This window comes from Thalassoroseus pseudoceratinae, from assembly GCF_011634775.1.
Classification (GTDB): domain Bacteria; phylum Planctomycetota; class Planctomycetia; order Planctomycetales; family Planctomycetaceae; genus Thalassoroseus; species Thalassoroseus pseudoceratinae.
In genome coordinates this window covers 648331-667793 of record NZ_JAALXT010000001.1, presented here as the reverse complement: position 1 = coordinate 667793, position 19463 = coordinate 648331, and the positions used below count along the sequence as shown (strand labels likewise).

General features: G+C 53.8%; 20 protein-coding genes. 9 read left to right on the top strand and 11 right to left on the bottom strand.

Features of this window, described 5'->3' with window-relative positions; all coding sequences use genetic code 11:
• Nucleotides 1–79: 79 nt before the first annotated feature.
• Nucleotides 80–868, bottom strand: coding sequence for a hypothetical protein (locus G6R38_RS02400; RefSeq protein ID WP_166820075.1), 789 nt, complete (start codon nucleotides 866–868; stop codon nucleotides 80–82).
• A gap of 313 nt (nucleotides 869–1181) precedes the next feature.
• Between G6R38_RS02400 and G6R38_RS02395 the strand changes: the two genes are divergently transcribed.
• The 8 genes from G6R38_RS02395 to G6R38_RS02360 all read left to right on the top strand — a co-directional run bounded on the left by G6R38_RS02395 (nucleotide 1182) and on the right by G6R38_RS02360 (nucleotide 6578).
• Nucleotides 1182–1466 carry a hypothetical protein gene (locus G6R38_RS02395; protein WP_166820074.1) on the top strand — a complete coding sequence of 95 codons (285 nt, stop codon included), beginning with the start codon at nucleotides 1182–1184 and terminating at the stop codon, nucleotides 1464–1466.
• 11 nt (nucleotides 1467–1477) lie between these two features.
• A complete protein-coding gene (locus tag G6R38_RS02390; RefSeq protein ID WP_166820073.1) occupies nucleotides 1478–1756 on the top strand; it encodes a hypothetical protein in 279 nt (92 codons plus the stop codon).
• Between the two features lie 348 nt (nucleotides 1757–2104).
• Nucleotides 2105–2995 (top strand): ArdC family protein, encoded by an 891-nt coding sequence (locus G6R38_RS02385; protein WP_166820072.1) that lies wholly within the window; start codon nucleotides 2105–2107, stop codon nucleotides 2993–2995.
• Nucleotides 2996–3017: 22 nt separating this feature from the next.
• Nucleotides 3018–3953 carry a Holliday junction DNA helicase RuvB C-terminal domain-containing protein gene (locus tag G6R38_RS02380; RefSeq protein ID WP_166820071.1) on the top strand — a complete coding sequence of 312 codons (936 nt, stop codon included), beginning with the start codon at nucleotides 3018–3020 and terminating at the stop codon, nucleotides 3951–3953.
• A gap of 36 nt (nucleotides 3954–3989) precedes the next feature.
• Nucleotides 3990–4475, top strand: coding sequence for a helix-turn-helix transcriptional regulator (locus G6R38_RS02375; RefSeq protein ID WP_206028432.1), 486 nt, complete (start codon nucleotides 3990–3992; stop codon nucleotides 4473–4475).
• Nucleotides 4476–4646: 171 nt separating this feature from the next.
• Nucleotides 4647–5549 carry a tyrosine-type recombinase/integrase gene (locus G6R38_RS02370; RefSeq protein WP_166820070.1) on the top strand — a complete coding sequence of 301 codons (903 nt, stop codon included), beginning with the start codon at nucleotides 4647–4649 and terminating at the stop codon, nucleotides 5547–5549.
• A gap of 129 nt (nucleotides 5550–5678) precedes the next feature.
• Nucleotides 5679–5987, top strand: coding sequence for a hypothetical protein (locus G6R38_RS02365; RefSeq protein ID WP_166820069.1), 309 nt, complete (start codon nucleotides 5679–5681; stop codon nucleotides 5985–5987).
• 378 nt (nucleotides 5988–6365) lie between these two features.
• Entirely contained in the window at nucleotides 6366–6578 is a 213-nt protein-coding gene (locus tag G6R38_RS02360) for a hypothetical protein (RefSeq protein ID WP_166820068.1), read from the top strand.
• 273 nt (nucleotides 6579–6851) lie between these two features.
• Here the strand turns inward: G6R38_RS02360 and G6R38_RS02355 are convergent, their stop codons facing one another.
• From G6R38_RS02355 to G6R38_RS02345, 3 genes are all read right to left on the bottom strand, one after another.
• Complete coding sequence (locus tag G6R38_RS02355) at nucleotides 6852–10622, bottom strand: reverse transcriptase domain-containing protein (protein ID WP_166820067.1); 3771 nt, start codon at nucleotides 10620–10622, stop codon at nucleotides 6852–6854.
• A 177-nt stretch (nucleotides 10623–10799) separates the two neighbouring features.
• Entirely contained in the window at nucleotides 10800–11621 is an 822-nt protein-coding gene (locus G6R38_RS02350) for a hypothetical protein (RefSeq protein WP_166820066.1), read from the bottom strand.
• A gap of 36 nt (nucleotides 11622–11657) precedes the next feature.
• Nucleotides 11658–12722 (bottom strand): integrase core domain-containing protein, encoded by a 1065-nt coding sequence (locus tag G6R38_RS02345; protein WP_166820065.1) that lies wholly within the window; start codon nucleotides 12720–12722, stop codon nucleotides 11658–11660.
• 232 nt (nucleotides 12723–12954) lie between these two features.
• Between G6R38_RS02345 and G6R38_RS28230 the strand changes: the two genes are divergently transcribed.
• Nucleotides 12955–13086 (top strand): hypothetical protein, encoded by a 132-nt coding sequence (locus G6R38_RS28230; protein ID WP_261345349.1) that lies wholly within the window; start codon nucleotides 12955–12957, stop codon nucleotides 13084–13086.
• On the opposite strand, the gene G6R38_RS02340 is transcribed toward G6R38_RS28230, so the two are convergent.
• The 7 genes from G6R38_RS02340 to G6R38_RS02310 all read right to left on the bottom strand — a co-directional run bounded on the left by G6R38_RS02340 (nucleotide 13073) and on the right by G6R38_RS02310 (nucleotide 19457).
• Nucleotides 13073–13471 carry a YeeE/YedE thiosulfate transporter family protein gene (locus G6R38_RS02340; protein ID WP_240928040.1) on the bottom strand — a complete coding sequence of 133 codons (399 nt, stop codon included), beginning with the start codon at nucleotides 13469–13471 and terminating at the stop codon, nucleotides 13073–13075. The two genes, G6R38_RS28230 and G6R38_RS02340, sit on opposite strands and share 14 nt — an antisense overlap.
• Nucleotides 13464–14012 carry a YeeE/YedE thiosulfate transporter family protein gene (locus G6R38_RS02335; RefSeq protein WP_166820064.1) on the bottom strand — a complete coding sequence of 183 codons (549 nt, stop codon included), beginning with the start codon at nucleotides 14010–14012 and terminating at the stop codon, nucleotides 13464–13466. Before G6R38_RS02335 ends, G6R38_RS02340 begins: the two co-directional genes overlap by 8 nt.
• A gap of 28 nt (nucleotides 14013–14040) precedes the next feature.
• A complete protein-coding gene (locus G6R38_RS02330) occupies nucleotides 14041–14880 on the bottom strand; it encodes a c-type cytochrome (protein WP_166820063.1) in 840 nt (279 codons plus the stop codon).
• Nucleotides 14881–14951: 71 nt separating this feature from the next.
• Nucleotides 14952–16541 (bottom strand): bifunctional metallophosphatase/5'-nucleotidase, encoded by a 1590-nt coding sequence (locus tag G6R38_RS02325; protein WP_166820062.1) that lies wholly within the window; start codon nucleotides 16539–16541, stop codon nucleotides 14952–14954.
• Between the two features lie 15 nt (nucleotides 16542–16556).
• Nucleotides 16557–17132, bottom strand: coding sequence for a DsrE family protein (locus G6R38_RS02320; RefSeq protein WP_240928038.1), 576 nt, complete (start codon nucleotides 17130–17132; stop codon nucleotides 16557–16559).
• Nucleotides 17133–17164: 32 nt separating this feature from the next.
• Entirely contained in the window at nucleotides 17165–18019 is an 855-nt protein-coding gene (locus G6R38_RS02315; RefSeq protein ID WP_166820060.1) for a sterol desaturase family protein, read from the bottom strand.
• A gap of 31 nt (nucleotides 18020–18050) precedes the next feature.
• Nucleotides 18051–19457: an MBL fold metallo-hydrolase gene (locus G6R38_RS02310; RefSeq protein WP_166820059.1), complete on the bottom strand. Its 1407-nt coding sequence runs from the start codon at nucleotides 19455–19457 to the stop codon at nucleotides 18051–18053.
• Nucleotides 19458–19463 lie beyond the last annotated feature (6 nt).

Sequence of the window (19463 nt, the reverse complement as noted above, 5' to 3'; positions counted from 1 at the left end):
ACATGGCGGTATTGACTAAAAAGTGACAGTATCATACGCCTGTCCAAAGTGTTTCGCAATTGGCTGCTTTTGCCCGGCGTTAGGTTCTTGAATTCCGAGCGGGCCCAAACCTTTTCTCTACCGTCCGCCGCTCCGCATCCATTGCCCGTTCGATCCGTTGCTCAAAGTCCTCGTCGCCTCGCTGCCGTGCAAACTCCTTGGCAAGCTGCTTGATGGCGATCACGACCTGTTTGATGCGATACGAACTTGGATCATCAAGTTCAACTGCTCCAACCAATCCCTTCACTTCATCGCCGTCCAGCTTCGCTCTGAGTACAGCCGATCCAAGTGCGCCCAACCGCTGATGCACGAGGTCGCCGAAATCGTCGATCAGACCCTCATCTGCCCCAGCCAAGTTGCGCCCGGCGAGTTCTGAAGATGGAATGCCAATACCGGGCTCATCCGAGATCGGCACGGAAGGAATCAGGCGGCGTTGATTCCTCTGCTTTGCCACCACGTTTCGGATGGCATTGGCCACAGAGGTTTTGAAGCGAGCGGCAAATGGAATCTCGGCTGGATCGAACTCGAATAACTTACCAAGCAACAACGTGCTGGCAATGTCGTGCGTGATCTGGTTGACCTCTTGTTCGTCACTGAACCCGGCACGCCGAACGCTCGTTGCAATGTATCGGGAAAACTTGAACTTCTCGGCCATGTCTTCCAGTTGCGCCCTCGTGGCTGGATGTCGAACCTGCATCGCTAGTCGCTTCAACTCTGTGGCGAAAAGTTGATCGTATGCGTCGAAGTCGAGGTCATAGACATTTTCGCCAAGCAGATACAGTTGCTCAGCGAGGCGTACAATTCGGACGTGTTCAAAGAATGTGTGCATGCCGTATGTAGTCCTTGCACGGCTGGTTTTGGCCACGCCTGATTCCGGTAGAAGTTACGGCCTTCCCGTGTGGACGCAATGGAGACAGCCCACCTTCGCCGCCAGCGGCGGCGAAGGTGGGCCTGCAAATCTCAAGTCCTATCAAACCCAACACATTTCAAATCCCAGCAAATTCCAGCCTCCATTCAATCACGCCGGTTTCTTTCAGTGTCATTCAACACTGGAGAAATCAATGGGCTTCACGATCAAACAAGTCCGTGCAAAAGCAGGCGATTGCAGGACTATTCCTGTGTCACCAACACCGGAGAGACACATGATGGCAGAACAACTTTTCAATTTGGGCCAAATCGTCGCAACGCCGGGCGCATTGGAAACTCTTGAAGGAACGAGCGAGACACCGCTTGACTTCATCAGACGACATGCAGCGGGCGATTGGGGCGATGTCTGCAAGGAAGATGCCGAGGCCAACAACGAGGCCCTTTGGAATGGCGAACGCATTTTCAGCGTCTACCACACGAAAATCGGTCGGCAGAAACTCTACTGCATCACTGAGGCCGACAGAAATTCGACTTGTTTGCTTCTTCCTGATGAATACTAGGAGCCAAAACCATGCACCACCAACAGCCAGCCGTCACCGTTGACGAACGTGAATCACTTCGGCCCTTCCTGTCTCTGATCCGTGATCCCGATCAGCTTTACGCACGGACGACCTCTGGCGAGTTCTTCGACTGCCAAGACCACGCTTTGATGGCGTTTCAAATCTGGCGGCGTATGGGGCGTGACAACGAAGCAACGGGCGGTGCATGGCGGCGATTGATGCAGAGCGACTGCGCAACGCCGGATGTCATGGCATTGGTCGCCTTCCATATTTTCCACTCGCTCGATTGAGCAAGTTCACAGGCATCGTGAGAAGTTTCAGGTGTTGCCTGTTGGGACTTCGTAGATTGAGCCCCCGCTGCCGCCGTTGGCGGCAGCGGGGGCCGTCCTACTCATCTGACACTCATCCGCTCTCTGTCCGTTCGGATGTATCCAACCAGCAACCTGTAACAAACAACGAGCGGCACGGTATCCAGGGGAAGGGGGCGTTGTGCGCAAACGTCGCTGATCTCGTCTCATGCAAGTCACGAAACGCAACAAAGAAAAATGGAAACAAACTTCGTCCTTCACCGCAACGCACGAATCTTTTCTTTCAGTTCAAGTTTGATCAATTCAATAACGCAACTGAAAGAACGAGCGATGCCCAGCCAGCAGCAGATTCGTGAAGACATCACGACTCGTATCGTCGAAGCACTCGAATCTAATCTTCGTTCTTGGCGTCGGCCGTGGGCGATCTCGGCCAACGTAGGACGACCCGCCAACGCCATGAGCAAGGCCAACTATTCTGGGGTCAATCCTCTGTTGTTGGAGCTTCACCGCATGAAGCACGGCCTTCAGTCACGACATTGGGCGACGTTTCGCCAATGGTCCGACCGTGGTTGCTTCGTGAAACGCAGGCCGTCTCAAGTTAAGCCAAGGCAATGGGGCTGCAACATCGTATTTTGCAAACCGATCACTAAGACCGTCGAGAAGGAAGGCAAAGAAGTCGAAGACACGTTCTTCATGCTTCGCACTTTCACGGTCTTCAATGCGGACCAATGCGAAGGGCCATTTGCTGAGCGACTCCAAGTTCACGACGAAGAACCAATCGGCGTTGTTCCTGACTTCGCACCCGCTGACGAGTTGATCGAAGCGACCGGGGCGGACGTTCGGCACGGTGGCGAGCGTGCGTTCTATTCGCCCGCTGACGATTACATCCAAATGCCGCACAAGCATCGCTTTGACCCGCCGGGGGCTTACTACGAATCCATCCTGCACGAGCTTTCGCACTGGTCGGAACCACGGCTTGGCTACAGCCAGAAAGGTCGTGACTACGCCTATTTCGAGTTGGTTGCGGAAATGGCATCGTGCTTTCTGGCCACTGAGTTGGGCGTTCCGCAAGGCGAAGGGCTGGAGAATCATGCCGCCTATCTCAAGTCTTGGCTTAGCTCGATGAAGGACGACGCCTCGTTCATTTTCAAGGCTGCAACTCAGGCCAGCAAAACGGCGGACTTCCTTCTGTCGTTCCGTAATGCCGTCGTCATCGCCTGATTTCACGACCAAGGACTCAATCATGGATTCTGTTGTTCCAAGCCTGTCTAAGACCATCGGCCAAAACGAAGCGGTCAGTGTACTGACCACCGCAGTTGATGCGTATTTCTACGAGCGATCCAAGCGTGGCGATAAGGTCGCCTTCCCGCATACGCTCATCACGGGCGCTGGCGGATTGGGAAAGTCGTTTCTCGCTGATTTGATTGGGCGTGAGTGTTGCACGACGGTCCATCATGAACTGGCGCAAAATGTCCGCACCCCCGAACACGTTCGGGCTTCACTCATGATGTTGGATGCCGGTTCGGTCCTCTATTACGACGAAATTCACGAGCTTCCCCCAACGTGTGCCGTGACGTTGTACTCTGCGTTGCAGGATGGCGAACTTCACCTTGGAAAACATCATGTCTTGAAACTTCCGCCATTCTGCTTGGTGGGTGCAACTACGCATGAATTCCTCCTTGCACCCTCGTGCCGTCAAAGGTTTCGGCTGTTGCTCCGACTTCAGTTCTACTCCGATGACGAGATGGCTCGAATCCTTCGACAGCGTGCAACGATTCTCGGTTGGCACGTCGAGGACGAAGCCATTAACAGCATTGCAAGTCGCAGTCGTGGAATTCCTCGGTTGGGAGTTCGCTGGTTGGAAGCAGCAAAGCGGACGGCTTCAGCGAACTACACGGATGAAATCAAAGCGGAGCATGTCGAGCAGACGTTCGCACAGATGAATGTGGACTCGCTCGGCTTCGACGCAATTGAGCAGCGTTACTTGCAGCTTCTCCGTGAAGGGCAAGGCCCGGTTCGTTTGAACGTCTTGGCCACGCACCTGGGCCTTCCTCGGCAGTCCATCGAAATGTTTGAGGCCGATTTCATCAGGCTGGGACTGATCACCAAGTCAGACAAAGGCCGAGTTTTGACGGCCAAGGGCGTCGAGCATCTCGCCTCGTCCGTCCACGTTTCCTGATTCTTTATTGTTCGATTTCAGATTGGAGTCATCACTGTGTCTGTACAAACAAAACCCGAAAGGCGGACGAAAGCCGCTGTGTCGGTTTCTGAGATGTGTCGATTGCTTTCCATCAGCCGGAGTCAGTTCTACTGGCATGTCAAACGTGGCACGTTTCATGAACCCTTGAAGCTGGCATCCAACGGTCGTCCGTACTTCACCGCTGAGATGGTCGAGCAGAACTTGACCGCAAGGGAAACCGGCATCGGCGTCGATGGCGAGTTTGTCATCTTCTATGAGCGCCGCTCAACCTCGGACGTATCCAGGACGGCGACGGTTCGGAGCGCCAAGCGTTCGGTGAAGGCTGAGCCGGTTGCGCCGTCGTCTCCTCTGGCCGATGGACTTCGGTCGCTCGGTCTGGATGTCACTTCGGATCAGATCGAAGCAGCCTTGATCGCCTGTTACCCGACCGGAACCGATGGCGACGAAGAATCGAACATTCTCCGAACAGTGTTCCGCCACCTGAAGCGTGCGGGAGTTTGACGATTGCTGTGGTGGGATCGGATCGTGATCGGCTGGGAAGCGCCTATGTCTGATCGAGAACTGAAAGAGAGTGAGCAGAAAGTTGAAAGAAACCCCGGCGAAGACTGTTCGATTTCACCAGGAATCGCTTCCGGGAACCGTTTGGAATTACACAAGCTAAGGAATGTTATCATGCATTGGGACCAACCTGCGACCGAACTGGTCACGACCGGCGGCGGATCGGCAATTGTGCGACCGACCCAAGCCGAAAGCGATGAGCATCTCGTCGAGTTGTGGCTGCATGGTCGGGGAAAGAACACGGTGCGAGCGTATCGGCGGGATGCGTTTCGGTTTCTCGACGCCGTGGAGAAGCCGCTGCATCGTGTCACACTTGGCGACCTTCAATCCTTGGCCGACGATCTGGCCGAGCAAAGCCTCAAGCCTTCATCGATCTACCGCACGTTGTCGGCGGTGAAGTCGCTATTTGCCTTCGGCCACCGCCTTGGCTACTTGCCGTTCGACACCGCTCGCCCTCTGGTGCTGCCGTCGTTTCCCAGCGAGTTGGCCGAGCGGATTCTGGACGAGGCCGAAGTCTGTCGGATGATCGCACTGGAGAACAACCCACGGAACCGAGCCATCCTGATGGTGCTGTACGGGGGTGGCTTTCGAGTGTCGGAAGTGTCGGCATTGAAATGGCGTCACCTCCAGCCTCGTGAGTCTGCTGGCCAGATCACGGTGTTCGGCAAAGGCGGAAAGACGCACACCGTTCTCGTGCCTGAGTCCGTCTGGAAGGCAGTCATGAAGCTGCGTGGCGATGCGTTGGACGATGCGCCGGTCTTTCGCAGTCGCAAGGGCGGTCATCTGCACGAGTCACAAATCTGGCGCATTGTTCGCAAAGCATCAGAGCGAGCCGGTATCGACAAGGACGTATCGTGCCAATGGCTTCGGCATGCTCATGCATCGCACGCACTGGATCGGGGAGCGCCCATTCATTTGGTTCAATCAACTCTGAACCATAGTTCTGTGGCGACGACTGGCAAGTATCTGCATGCAAGGCCGAACGATTCGAGCGGCAACTACCTGCCGCTGGGGTGAGCCATGAACATAGAACTCCCACCTTCAGGTTCGGATGTAACCAAGCATAAGTCACTCCAGGTTCGGTGTGGTGTCGTTTGTGTAGTTGGACGCCACCTGAACAACGAGAACTGGCGTATGGAGTTCTTCGTGCGAGTTGTTCAAAGGAAGCAAACTGGCTCTCGGAATTGGCATGCCCGCTTCATGATTCCGACCGATGTGTTTGCTGATCGCCTGAAGGAATGTGGCTTCAACGTGGTGCGTCACAATTCCAATCGCCTAATCGGTGAGCGAATCACGCTTCCAAACGGCGTGGCGGGTCTGTGCCTGATGTTGGAAATAGCCTTTCCCCCGGACCAGCAGGCTGAGCTTTGGACCGATCCGACGCCGGAGCGTTGGGAGCAGTACGTCGTTCCAGACAATCGAGTGGTCAAGCGATATTGGGTAGGTGAAGCATGATGAAGACCACGAGAAGACAGTTCATCGAAACGTCAGCAGCAATGGCGGCGGTTCCATTGGTCGGGCCATTAGCTTGTCGTCCTGAAGTGTTTACGTGCTCGCCATCCCGCCAAGTATTGCCGGTCGAGATCGCAGACATCCTGGCGAAGGCGACGAGGTTCGTCTTCACGCCGAGATTGGTAGGTGAGGTCGAGGGTCGTCAACTCGCTCACTCCCTACGCCGTGAGTTCGGACGTATCCAAGTTGCGGCACAATCCCTGTCGTTTGGGGCCGAGTTCAATGCTCACCAGTTGAGTTGGCTTGAAGCGTTCGTTCGTAGCGGCGCATTCCAAATTCGGCGCACAAACAACTTCATTACTCTTTCCGTGGAGCTTTGATATGTCACGCTACCGTGTTCCGTTTCATGTTTGGTATGACGACGTTTTGGCCGTTGGCCGAAGCTGGTCGCTTGATCCGAGGGACATCGACAAGATTGACCACTCTTGGTTTCGTCGGTGCTGGGAACTCGGCTGGCGTCCCGATGATGCCTTGATCGCCGCCCTTGAAGACACCGGAGCGATGGATTCTCACGGTCGAGTGACAGGGTGGTGAACGGCTAATCGAACATCTGTCGCTGATGTGCGCATCTGACAATTGCCGATTTAGAGACGCCGAGCCAAAGCTCGATGGCAAAGGCAAAAACGAAACAACTTTGGTCAAAAACCTTGCGACTTGGGACTCCGTGAGGGGGCATAGCCTTGCTGTGACACGTCGCATTTCTTTTCAATTGGGAGTCCCAAAAAAAAATCCGGCAGGAAAAAAATCGTGTCGTTTGGCCGAAGTGAATATTTCCAAACGACCGTCAATCTTCCCGAAGCGATATCTCTAACGATCAACGCCCGCTGGCGGAAACTTTCGGGCCACTTCATCATCGGCTTCTTTGGGATCGTTAGGTCGCCCTCGGAAATGCTGCAAGTCAATGTCAAAGACGCTCACCAGGGCCTCGTCATTTCCGTGGTGATGAACGATCAACTTCTTCCACGGAACACGATACGGTGCCTGAGCGGTGGTGCCTCCGAATTCACCAGTATTGACCAAGATCACATGCTGAAACATGTGGTAGTGCAGTGCAGCAACCATCGTGTCAAATGTGGCAATGTCTTGATTGAGTGCTGACACGATAAAGGCGTCAGACTGGTTTCGCATGTCGGTTGCGAGCCGAAGGTCCGTTGCGTCGTAGCATATTGCAGCCGAAACCCGCCACGGCGTTTCGTTACCTCGCCGTCCCTCGATGATCCACTGGCACGGGCGATAAGGCGTTATGCCGAGATGTTCCTCCGCTACAGTAAGATTCTGTTTGCCCTGCTCAATCAGGTAGATTGTGCGTCCAAGGCGTGAACGCACGGGAAGAATCCATAGGCCGGAGTTGATGAGGTTTCCATCGTTCTCTGGAGATGGGTGAAATACCAATCCGCAAAAAACCATCACCTTCGCAGTATCCGCCAAGCGAATCAGGATGGGGATGTCGTCAACGTGAACAGCAAGCTCAGGAAATACAACTAAATCAACATGCTCTCGCTGTTCTTTGTAACCCTCACGTACTTCGACAATCTTCTTCAGAACTCGGAGCATTGACGAGAGATGGCGGCGATGTTGTCTTCGATAGATCGGATCGTTCAATTCCCGGTCGGCCGGGGTTAGGTCACGCTTGTGGGGAATTACACTTTGGACTACGGCGACCTTCAACCGCCCATCTGATACGGGTTGTAGAAGAAGCTCAGCAGGAAACGTGTACGACGGCATGCCAGACGCACGGCAATACTGACTGGAAAGAGTCTCAATCCTCGCAACTACCACCTTCAATAGTGCCGACGCTCGAAATCTTTCGGGCAGGTCAACAAGCCGATGCGGGCTCTGAGTGCCGGGCCAGCGAAGGAGCCTGAACAGCAACTCGGAAAACCAAGGCGAAATCGGAAGAAACCGACTGCCCAATGCTCGTCGCTCATTGTACAAGCCGTGCTTCCGCTTGAACCAGGAACTCCTTATTCCCTGGTACTTGCGCACTCCTTCAATGACTCGTGGAACATAGAAGTTCGTCGAGTAATCTGTTTCACCAAGAACAGCGGCACGAAGCACCTGACCAATCTCGACTTTCCATCGATGCCTATCGTCGCACCATGCGGGAACGTCGTAGCGTTCATCGTGTCGTTCGGTGTCAGAGACTATACGGACATCGAAGTCATCCGCTGACATGCTCTGCGTCGGATCGGCTAATTGATTCCAGGATAAGCACTTTATCTCAATGCGGGCTGGCGTAAGTACGCCTCCTCCTCGATCTTCTCGCTGTTTCGGCGTTCCCCATTGCCGTGCAAGCGCATCGCATAACCGGAGGGCCGCTGTTTCCTGCTGGAAGGGATTCGATGGCGAGCCGATCATTGTCAGTAACCGATGGTATGCTGAAGAACCTTCATCCGCAGACCATGATTCGGCGTGTTGATCAGGAAAGTACCCTTGGGCCGCTAAGTGATGCTTCCAAAACTCCACATCCGCTTCGGGCAAGTGTTCCCAAAGGGCGTCGAATAGTGGTTTATCTTCTGTCAGCAGATCGACCAGAACTCGCTCAGAGACTCCAACACCTTGCGAATTCAGCAATTGCGACAGCAGAGACACACACGTCTCGGTGTCAGCACTGAGACGATGAGCAACGATCACTAGCGGAAGCGCAAGGTGATCGACTGGCTGGGATTCGATTCCATCTGGCCACTCCCCTCGTGTTATCGAGTGTATGGCTGAGTATGCGTAGCTTGGGGAATCCGGGGATAGGTCGAGTTCCAGAGGCTTGTGGACGACAGCGAGCAACAGTAATGCTTGTTGGCGCATGAACCAAGGTGATGAGTCTGCTTCAAGCCGTCGTTCCGCAAACTCAGCTAGAAGCTCCCTGTAAGCGTCAACATTGGAATCCGTCGGCAGTTCATCGTCATCTTTTACGAAACCTGTTTCCGTGGCTCCTGCTCGAAGCAACTCGGCCCCGACATACTCACAGATCGCTCGTGCTTTGGTGTGACTATGGTGGTCCAAGTGGGACTCAAGCAACTTCAGAATTACCTTCAGGTGCTTAGGGGATGGAAAGATATCCATCGCCACCCGTAACAGACGAACATTGGACGGATCATCGATCCATCGACGCATAAGTTCCGTTGCGAACGACTCTGCCCTTCTGTCAAGCAACCTTCGACCGACGTTGAGCGACGAGTCGGTCAAGCCGTCTGCATCGGCCATCACCCTTAGCGACCTAAAGACATGTCGCCACCTGTGAGCGACAAATCGTTCAAGTGTTTCCGTCCGAACGTCAGGCTCGACCGAGAACATCCTCGTCAGTTCATCATCCTGACCAGTATCTTTCGGCATAAAGCTCTGACGACGCTGGCCGGAACTAGCGAGAAGCCCATCAAGCATTTCGAGGGCCTGTCGTGCTGTCTCGACATCCATCGGTCCCGAAATCTCGGTTTGAACGGCCTGCATCGCATCTGCGAGAGGCGCATGTGATGGATGGCTATGACTGTACTTGATGACCGTCTTGTCAGAGTTCAGCTTTAGGCTGGGAGCATGCGTGTCCAGAAGGGAAACCAAGAAGGACTCGAAATCTGACTTGAATGTCTTGGTACTCGTCTTTCCCAGACGGACTACAAATCGCATGTCGTCAACGTACCGGCAATAATCAACTATTCGCCAAGATCGACCTTCAATACGTTGATCAAACAGTTCAATCAGAGCATTGTCGAAGTCGAGCAGATACGCATTGGCGAAGAAACCGCTCGCTGCAAGTCCTTGTGGTAGCCCATCCCTTTGATGGCACCCACTGTGAACGGCTTGATCTACAGAATCATCACTCCATTGCCAGTCGAAAATCCGCTCCATTGCCGTAAAGAACTGGCGATCAATTCGACTTGACGTGTTTGCCTTTACGAGTCCAACGAGTTTGTCTAGAAGCACTTTTCTTTTCAGCCGATCATAGAACTGGCTGAGGTCGGCTTGTACGATGGCCCAGCTTTGTCCGCTGGGAATCACTGCTTCACGCACTACCTCTGGGCGTTGAACGAAGGCTTGGTAGTCAGTGTAGTATTGGCGATATAGCTGGGCGTTTCCCCATCGAAATCGAGCCTCATCTCCTTCCCACGTACTCACGAGCCGGTGGCCATAGCTAACCACTTTGGCTCTGGTCTTCTTATCAACGGCCTGCTCAGGGTTGCCCTGCGCCGTTTCCACTTGATTTGCGAGGCAAATCAGCACGGCTGTTGCCAAGACTTGATCTTCAATAGAAAGATGGGCGAGCGGTCGTAGACGAATCGAATCATCGGCGGCATTGGGCTTCCAGCCGTTCTCAACCGTCCAATCACCGGATTTCGGAGCGGGAACAATCTGCATCGGGACTGGTTGGTGATCCCGAAATGACTCCTTGGAAATGGACTCGGACGCTTTCTGCAAGAAGTCACGTAGCCGCAAAGATGACAAGTCAAGTTCGAGAGAATCGGCGAACCAATTGTGCAGCCGCAGGTAGGTGTGGGCTTTCTTCCAAGCCTGGACGAGAATCGCACTATCTGAGAGGAAATCAATCGATGGCTGAATGTCATCGTATTTTGATTTCCAGTGCGACATCGTCTTCTCGCCCCATACTGCCCTAGATGTTTATCTTGTGTTGGTGACCATTGATTATGTCTGCTGGAACAAGCAGATTGAAGTGCGTTCGGACGAAAGCGAACGAGTGCCATTGAAAACAGCCCCGCCGGGCGTCCGCCCGGCGGGGCTGTTGGTTCATTCAAGTTCGGCTGAAGGTCAATCCAGAAATGCAACGAACTCCATCGCCCTCGACTGATTCTCAGTGTTCATCGCAACTCGGTGCCAGCCATCCAAGCAGATCGTGGCGTGGTCCAGGTGGGACACCCGACCTCGCACGAACACCGTAGGGTCACGTTGCATAGCCTGCCAGTTGAACTTTGCAGCACGAGGGCTCCGCTTGAACAAAGCCTTCCGTTCCTTGTCGGTCAAGCCGTTCGGGTATTGACCGCAAATGTAAACGGTCGTTCCGCCAGTTCGGTACAGGAATTCGCATGTATGCGGCTTTCCTCGACCACGACGGAGTGGTTCGTTTTCGAGTACGAGCTTGGGATCGGCAGTAACACCCGGAGCAGGAATGAAGAACCACTCGCCCTGGCGGACGAACGTCTCGGTCTTGCGGCGGTGGCGTTTCTTCCGCTTGCCTTTCTTGCCGCTTTCCAGGTTTCGGACGAGTTCCGGCTTCAGTGCTTCCTTGGCAGTGATCACGCTGCTAACTGGAGCAGCTTCGGGAACACCGGCCACGAACCAATGACGTTCGTCATGTCCGCAAAGAAACTTGTCTTTGGTATCGGGCAGGCCAGGACGCTCAGCAGCTTGTCGAACCATCAAGAGCAGGTGACGATCCTTGGGCTGAATGTCGATGACTTGCACGTCGGCATCGTCTGTCGCTTGGACATCGAAGAATTCGCCACGACGGTCGTTGCCGATGTCAATCACCACCGGACCTTGAGATTGTCGCCAGCGGTTCGTGACCAGAGGGCGAACCTTTGCCCGTGCGCCGAGTTTCTCGAACTTCGATTGAATGAGATTAGTGTCCATAAAGAGAAGGACACCGATGCGGTCAGATGGTTCGGCCTACGCCGCCTTGCGCTCGAACGATTTCACCAAGCCGCCAACGTGGGACTTCACCACAACCTCGCTCAGTTTCAACGTCTCGACCGTCTCTGGCTCCCGGTTCCGTACTGGCGGCAGATAATCCCGTTCCATGTGGCTGCGATGGTTGTTGTAGTAAAGCACGAATTCGGAGATGAGATAATCCAAATGGCGCTTGCCGAAGATGATGAACTTCCGCAGGCACTCCAACTTGATCGTCTCGATGAACCGCTCGCATCTGCCGTTCAAGTTTGGTGATCCTTTCGGCAGCGGATTGGTCTTCATTCCTGCGTGTTTGACGGCCTGCGTGAACTCCTTGGTGAACTTCACATCTCGGTCATGAATGATCATCTCCGGCTTCTTCTCACGCTCTTTCGTCTGCTCGATGAACCATTCGGTTTGTTGACAGACCCAGGCCGAATCGGGATGTTCTGTCGATTCCGTGACAAACACTTCTCGTGTTTGCAGGCAGAGAAATGTCATGACGTAAAGGTCACGGATTCCCTTAGTTGTGACTGATTTGACCGAGAAGAAATCGCACCCCCAAAGCGTTTCTCCGTGCCTGTTGAGGAAGTCTGCCCAGGAATCCGATGTGCGATCTGGGCTGGGCTCAATGTCATGTTCTTTGAGGATCGTCCGCACGGTTTGACGACTAATCTTGATGCCGAGCTTCCGCATCTCGCCGACGATGCGGGTCAGGCCGAAACCAGTTTCTTCAGCGATCTTCAAGACAAGCTGCCGAATCTCCTCTGGCTTCCGCTGGCCTCCCTTGGCGTTCTTGGGTTTGGGCTTGCCGTTCTTTTCTTCTCGGACCCAGCGGTAGAACGTAGCTGGGCTGACAATGGTGACCAGTTCTTCGATGGCTCTGCCAATGGCCTTCCCGTACTTCAGCAGAGTCTTCCGTTCGTCATGAGTCGTGTGGACTTGCTTCGGAAGGCGTGCCCGCAGAATCTTGTTCTCGTGCTTCAGGTATTCAACGTACTTGGCCAGTTCTTTGTCGGTGGCCGAGGCAATTAAAGCCAGGAGTGGGTGGAAAATCTTCGCCATCGTTGTATCGTCGTATGTTGTCAATCTGGATGCAGTTACACATTCGCTAGACCCCGCTGGTACTCTTGATCAAACCAAGAACTCGTCACCAAATCCAGTGAACGACATCGACGAGAAGCAATTTGAGGATTCCTCAAATATGTACCGCTTTCGCTGGTATCTCGACCGGAAGTGGACGTACTGAAACGGAAGTCAGAACAGTCCTAAATGCTTGCCACTATTGAAGAAAGCCATGTTTTCACGGGGTTTGCGGCGATTGCAGAAGCCGACCTACGGAACCGAAGGGTTGGCGTCGGTGATTTCCGGCAGCGTGATCTTCCCTGCATCTCCGAACCGCTCGATGAACGCCTTCAGAGGCGGATAAACGGCGACATAGACGCCCGCCCCGAACAACATCCCGACGACCCCGCAACAGCGTCTTTCCGGCCCTCACCACAAGCGGCAACTCCGGTGCCAGGGCAGTAACCGAGGACCGCCATTCCGATACCGAAGCAAAGACCACCGAAGATAATTCCGCCCCAAGCCAACGGCTTGAGATGCAGTGAAACCGCATCAGTCGGCAAGAGGGCATAAATCCCCACGGCTCCCACGACTACGGCAGTCCCCATGATCTTCACAACGGTCCAATCCCTGAGCAAGAACTGGCCGAGAATCACCTGATACTTGGCCACACGGCCTTTCTGAAGTAGCCCCCCAAAGAGGATGCCGGTGAACAATCCAAGTGCGAGTTTCCAGATCGGATCAAACATGGCTGTGTTCCTCCCGACCGTACAGGACAAATGCCGTGGCGATTCCCGTGGCAAAAATGATGATCGCAAATAGCCAGCTTGATGCGGCCAGTTGCAGCGTGCCGCTGATCCCGTGGCCGCTGGTGCAGCCCTGAGCCATGCGAGCGCCGAAAAGCATCAACGCTCCTCCCAGGAAAGCCGCCGCATATCGTTTGCCCTTGGATGAACCAAAGCGTTTTTGCCAAAGGGGTGGGACTGCGGGAGCATTCCGATCCCCTGATGCTTTGGAACTGACGAAGGCACCGATGAAGACGCCGAGAACGAGCATCCACTCCCAACCAACCTTGGGCGATTCTTTCTCGAAATAGCTGTTCGTTTCGGCCATAGGAGGGGCCACGGCTTTCCCGGTGAGTGCCGCTGTATTCTCAAACGCCGTCGTAATTCCTAAGGGATGATCGGCTGTCAGGAAGGCGAACCAACTGAGGATGCCGATTCCTGCACCGACGAGGTATGGCGACCAGGAGGTCGCAGTTATCAAGCGTTTCATGTTGAAGTTCTCCATTTCTGAAAATGGACCATTTGCTTTGAGTTTACTGAGGCTCTGCGTTGTATTCGCCCAACTTCTCGGCTTTGGGGAGATGGTCTTCGAGAACAAACTTTGGTCTCTCATGCGAGTTGACAAAAGCGGCGATGTCCAAAGCCTCCTGTTCGGAGAGGCTGGGGTCGCCGAGCGGCATGGCGACCTTCAGCCAGGCTGCCAGTTTTTCGTTCCGAGACAGGCCAGCACCGTCGTTGTAGGATCGTGGTCCCCAAGTCGGTGGACCTTCATCCGTGCCTTGTCCACCCTCCCCATGACAATCCGCACATTTTTGGGCGAACAAAGTCTTGCCTCGACCGAGGTCGGCCTGCTTCGGATTGATTTTGAGCGGCGGAACATGATGCGGGCCGAGCGGCTTTTGGGGATTCATGCGGATTCGACTCCCACTCGACAGCCAAGTGATGTAGGCCGTCACCGCAACCGACACCTTGCTTCCATTGGGAGGTCGTACACCGTTCATGCTTCGCATGAAACAATTCAAGACCCGATCTTCGAGCGTGATGACTCGCTTCTCACGAGGCGACCATGCCGGATAGGCCGAGGCGATGTCGAGAAACGTCGCCCCCTTTGGGTCGGTCCCAGCATCCAGATGGCATGAACTACAAGTGAGAGCGTTGTTGACATACGGCTTTGAAAGGGGATGTTCGCCGGTGTTTTGAACAATCTCTTTGCCGAGAGCAACGACCTTGCCTAGTTCGCCAGGTGGGAGTGAAGTTTGTGGCGTCCAATTATCACCCTTCCTATTCTCTGCCGAATGCAGCAGGGCGGATGCTCCAAAAGCTAGTAAGCTGAAAATCAGCAAGGTTAGAAACCTATGGTTGTGTCTTTGCATTGTCGGTTCCTTCTTCGGCAAAGCAGTTACTGCTTCAATTGTGTTTACACCAGACAATAGGTAGTCATATGTTAGCCTGGGTTTGCAATCCGTTTGATTTGTGAAGTTTGGGGAGCAGAAATTGATTCAGATCGTTGGAATTGGTGTTCCACAAGGTCCACAATTTTCTCGTCACGGATGTGGACTTCTTCCGCTTTTCGTATTTCGCCGTAACGATGAATGCCGTTCAACATGCCGCTGTGCGAGACGACTCGATAGGACTTGTTCATTCTCAACGGAAGTCCTTTGATTCGCACATCACGAATCCGGTTTCCTTTTGTGCGGGTGAAGTCAATCGTCCATGTCATTCCTGATGTCTGGATGAGTCCGCCCACACGATCCAGTGGGTTCTCGGCTGACAGGTTAGTTGCGGATTGCTCCAAAAGGTTTTGAATTTGTCGGCCCTTGAGTCGAAATGTGGCGAGTTTGACCGGATGAGGCAGCAACGTGTAAAGGTCTTCACGAGTCACCTTTCCTTGAGGCAATGTGACTCCATATCCGACACCGGGCAGCAAGGCGACATCAGCTTTCGTCTGCTGACGAAGTAAGTCGGCGACAAGCACATCAAACGGACTCTCGTACTTGTATTGTCTATGGATTGAGTTTTTTGCTGTTCCAATGACTTCTTCCAGTTTCTCTCGATGCGGTTGGCGAAGGTGAGAAATCAGCATTGCCATGCTTTGATTCGAGAAATCCCGTTCCCAGAGTAAATGAAGCTCGTCTTCGATCTTTGTGATCTTTCCCTCGACAAGGCTAATGCGAACTTCACCAAGAGCCGCTGTGTCCGACATGGCCTGGACAATTTTGGTTTCATTGACAGTGATTGCCGGATGCAAGCGGTCGTGAGAATGTCCGCCCACAATCAGGTCGATTCCGTCTACCTCCTCTGCCAGTAACTTGTCCACCGCTGTGCCTTGGTGAGACAGAATCACGACCACATCTGCTTCTCGGCGAAGTTTGGGAATGTAGCGGCGAGCGGCTTCAATACCGCTTGTGAACCGAAGGCCGTGGACGTTCTTCGGTGCCGTGGTCTGGTGAGTGTTGTGGTAACCAAGAGCCAGCACAGCGACCTTCAGATCGTCTACTTGGAATATCTTGAAGGACTGGCCCAAGAAGGGTTCTAGTGTTTCTTCCTCGACAATGTTCGCTCCTCGCATGGGGAAGGTGGCAAGCTCTTGAAGGTGGCGAGTTTGTTTGATGCCGTAGTCAAAATCATGGTTGCCGAGAGCCATGTAGTCGTAGGTTACAGCATTCATCATACGGATAACGGCTTCGCCCTGAGTCAGATTTCCCAAGAGGTCATCACTAAAGGTGTCGCCTGCGTGGAGAAGCAAGACGTTCTGTTCGCCTCGCTTTTTCCGAATTCTCTCGACCGCTGCTGCCAAGGCTTCGAATCCGCCAATCCGACCCTCCCCCTGAAAACGGTTGTCCGGTTGCTGAGGGTTACCGGTTTGGGATGTGGCATCTCTGGGAACGACCACAAACGGAAGATGCCGACCATGAAAGTCGCAGGTGTGAAGAATCGTCACCACGGTTGGATGACTTGTTTCGTCTTTCTCCTCTGCCTCACTGGATGGACAGAACCATCCAGTGAGCAGGAGACTGAGGAATATGGTTCGCATGGTTCTGAACGCCAATTACTTGAACGGGATATAGGCATAGCCGTCCATCTGGAGATTGATGTTGACGGTTGCCGCTGAGACAGCCACTTTGACTTCCGATGCCACTTCATCTGTGGCATAGCCGTGGTGTGCAAGAGCTTGCCCACAGACAAAAATCTCGACACCCGCTTCCTTGAGCTTGGCCATCAATTTCAGGTTGGGATTATTTGTCTTTCCTTTGTCGATCAGATAGGAATTGGTGTGCTTCGCATAGCCTTTGTGGGACAAGGCGGCTTTGGTGGCGGGGCCGTGCAAGATGATTGCCATTTTGAAACCGTTGTCGATGCCTGCTCCCGCCTCGGTGTATTGATTGAGAATCAAGGCGGCTCGGTCAAAACCCTTGATGACACTGCCGGATTTGCCATCCGCTGTAATATCAAGTAATACTTTCGAGTTTTTCTTGGGCTGGTGCGCCGCTTCCGGCAGCACCACGATACCGCCATGATCCTTGATGACAGGATGCTCGTAGGTCGGTTCTCCGGTGGGGTCGGCAGCACTTGCTGTCGTACCAATCAACAATGCCATAGCAATCATCAGATTCAAAGTTTTCACGAGTTTCTCCTTGTAATGGGAAAGAGGGACTGTCATTTGGCGAGAGTCGTTTCTTCTATTGCTGAGGGTGGGGGATGTTGATCCACCACTTGTTTATGTTGCGAGTTCCAATAATCTCGCTGGCGACGAAAAGGCAAGACGAACGTGTTCCATAGGTGATTATCCTCTGGTTGCGTGTAGGCAGGCACGCCGATCTTGATGCGGTCTTGCGGCACATTCAGCCGCAGACTGCGGTGCAGCCAGTCCCACCACGGCAGCACCACCGAGAAGTTCGACTTGGTTTCGGCTTCGACTTGTGAGTGGTGAATGCCGTGCATTCGTGGGGTGACCAACACAAGACTCAGCCACCGCTCGAATCCTAAAGGCAACTTCACATTGCTGTGATGGAAAATCGTGTTTGTGGTGAATGCCAACTCATAGATGAGGTAGGTTTCCAGCGAAACACCGATCAATGTGATCTGCATAATTCGGAAGAGGGCCGAGAATGCTATTTCGCCAAAATGAAACCGGAAGGCCGTTGAGACATCCAGGTCGGGGTCAATGTGATGGACGTTATGAAACCGCCACAGAAACGCCACCCGATGGTTCAGAAGGTGCCAGTAGTAAAACGACAGGTCGAGCAACAAGAATCCAATCACCAACTCGCCCCAATAGGGCAGGTTTGTGAACTTTAGCAGTCCGACATGCGAGGCTCCTGTCCCCAATCCCCAAGAGATGCTCGGTCGCACAAGAAGTGCGGCCACAGCAAATGCCAGCCCAGTAATCACGAGATTGATAAGGAGACGGTGCCACAGCGAGCGAGTGGACTGCCGCAGAGGCAGGAACCGCTCGATCAGAAAAAGAGCTACGAAAACCGAAGCTGCTGTAATCGGGATCGCCATCTCCATGTTGTATTCTCTCCCTCCAATCCTGCGTGGTCTATTTGGTTGTCGGTAAACCTGCTGCTTTCCAAGCCGACATTCCACCAATCACGTTGGTGACATCTTCGAAGCCTTCTCGCTGAAGAAACGACGAAGCAATCGAGGCTCGGTAGCCCGATCCGCAGACGACCGCCACCGGCTTGTCCTTGGAGATTTCTTCGACTCGATCTTGTAAGGTGCCGCCATGAATGTGCAAGGCTCCATCGATGTGGCCATCACTCCACTCTTTGTCCGTGCGGACATCGAGAACGGTCAATTGCTTCTCCGACTTCCGCTTCTTGTCGAGATCGTGAACCGACATCGTATTCAAGGTCGAAAGTGGAAAGCCTGCTGTCTCCCAAGAGCCCATGCCGCCTTCGAGATAGCCTTGCACATCGTCAAACCCGACCCGCAGCAGATTCGTGACCACAGAGTCGATCTGAGAAGGCTCCTCGGCGATCAACAGAATTGGACGGTCGTAGGGCAGTACCCAGCCCGCCCATGTCGGCAGATTGTTTCCGACCGGGATATTGATCGCATTGGGGATATGGGCGGCGGCGAACGATTCCTTCGACCGAACATCGACAATCAAACAGTTGTCGCAGACCCTCTCATGAACCTGCTTGGCTCCCCAACGTTTTTGACCAGGAAGTTCGGGACCGATGATCGCCGGGCCTTCCTTGTTGACCCGTTTCATTTGCTTGAAGTAGGGCGGTGAAAGCGGCATCTCATTGAGCAGGTCTTCCACCCATTGGTCTTCCGGTTTCTCTTTGAGTGCCGTGTTGTACCGCCGCTCGAAGCCGACCGTGGAAGACCGCCTGGAACCAATCGCTTTGCCGCATAATGAGCCTGCACCATGAGCGGGATAGACCTCGGTGATGTCGGGGATTTCGTCGAGCCGCTTGAAAACGCTCTCGTACAATTGGTGAGCCAGTTCCGTCTTTTCTTCCTCTCCCAAAAGGTCAGGACGCCCGACATCGCCGACGAACAGGAAATCGCCACTAAACATGACCCAGGGGGTGTCGCTGCTGCGAGATGTATCGAACAGGGTTACGGCGATGTGTTCCGGCGTGTGGCCTGGAACATGCTGAAATCCGAACTTTACATCCCCCATTTTGATGGTGTCGCCCTCCTTGACGTACTCGTCGGCAAAGGGCTGGGTCCAGTTATCGCCGCCGTAACCGGAGCAATGGATTGTCGGCTCATCGTTCAGCCGAGCCTTGAGTTCTCTCGAACCACACACGAAGTCAGCGTGGACGTGGGTTTCAATAATGTGCTTGATGTGCAGATCATTGTTCTTGGCGAAGGCAATGAAGTCCTCAACATCTCTGGTGGGGTCGATGACGGCGGCTTCGCCACTCTTCTCATCTCCCACGATGTACGAAGCGATGGCCAGACCCGGTACAAAGCGTTGATGAAATTGCATGGTTTT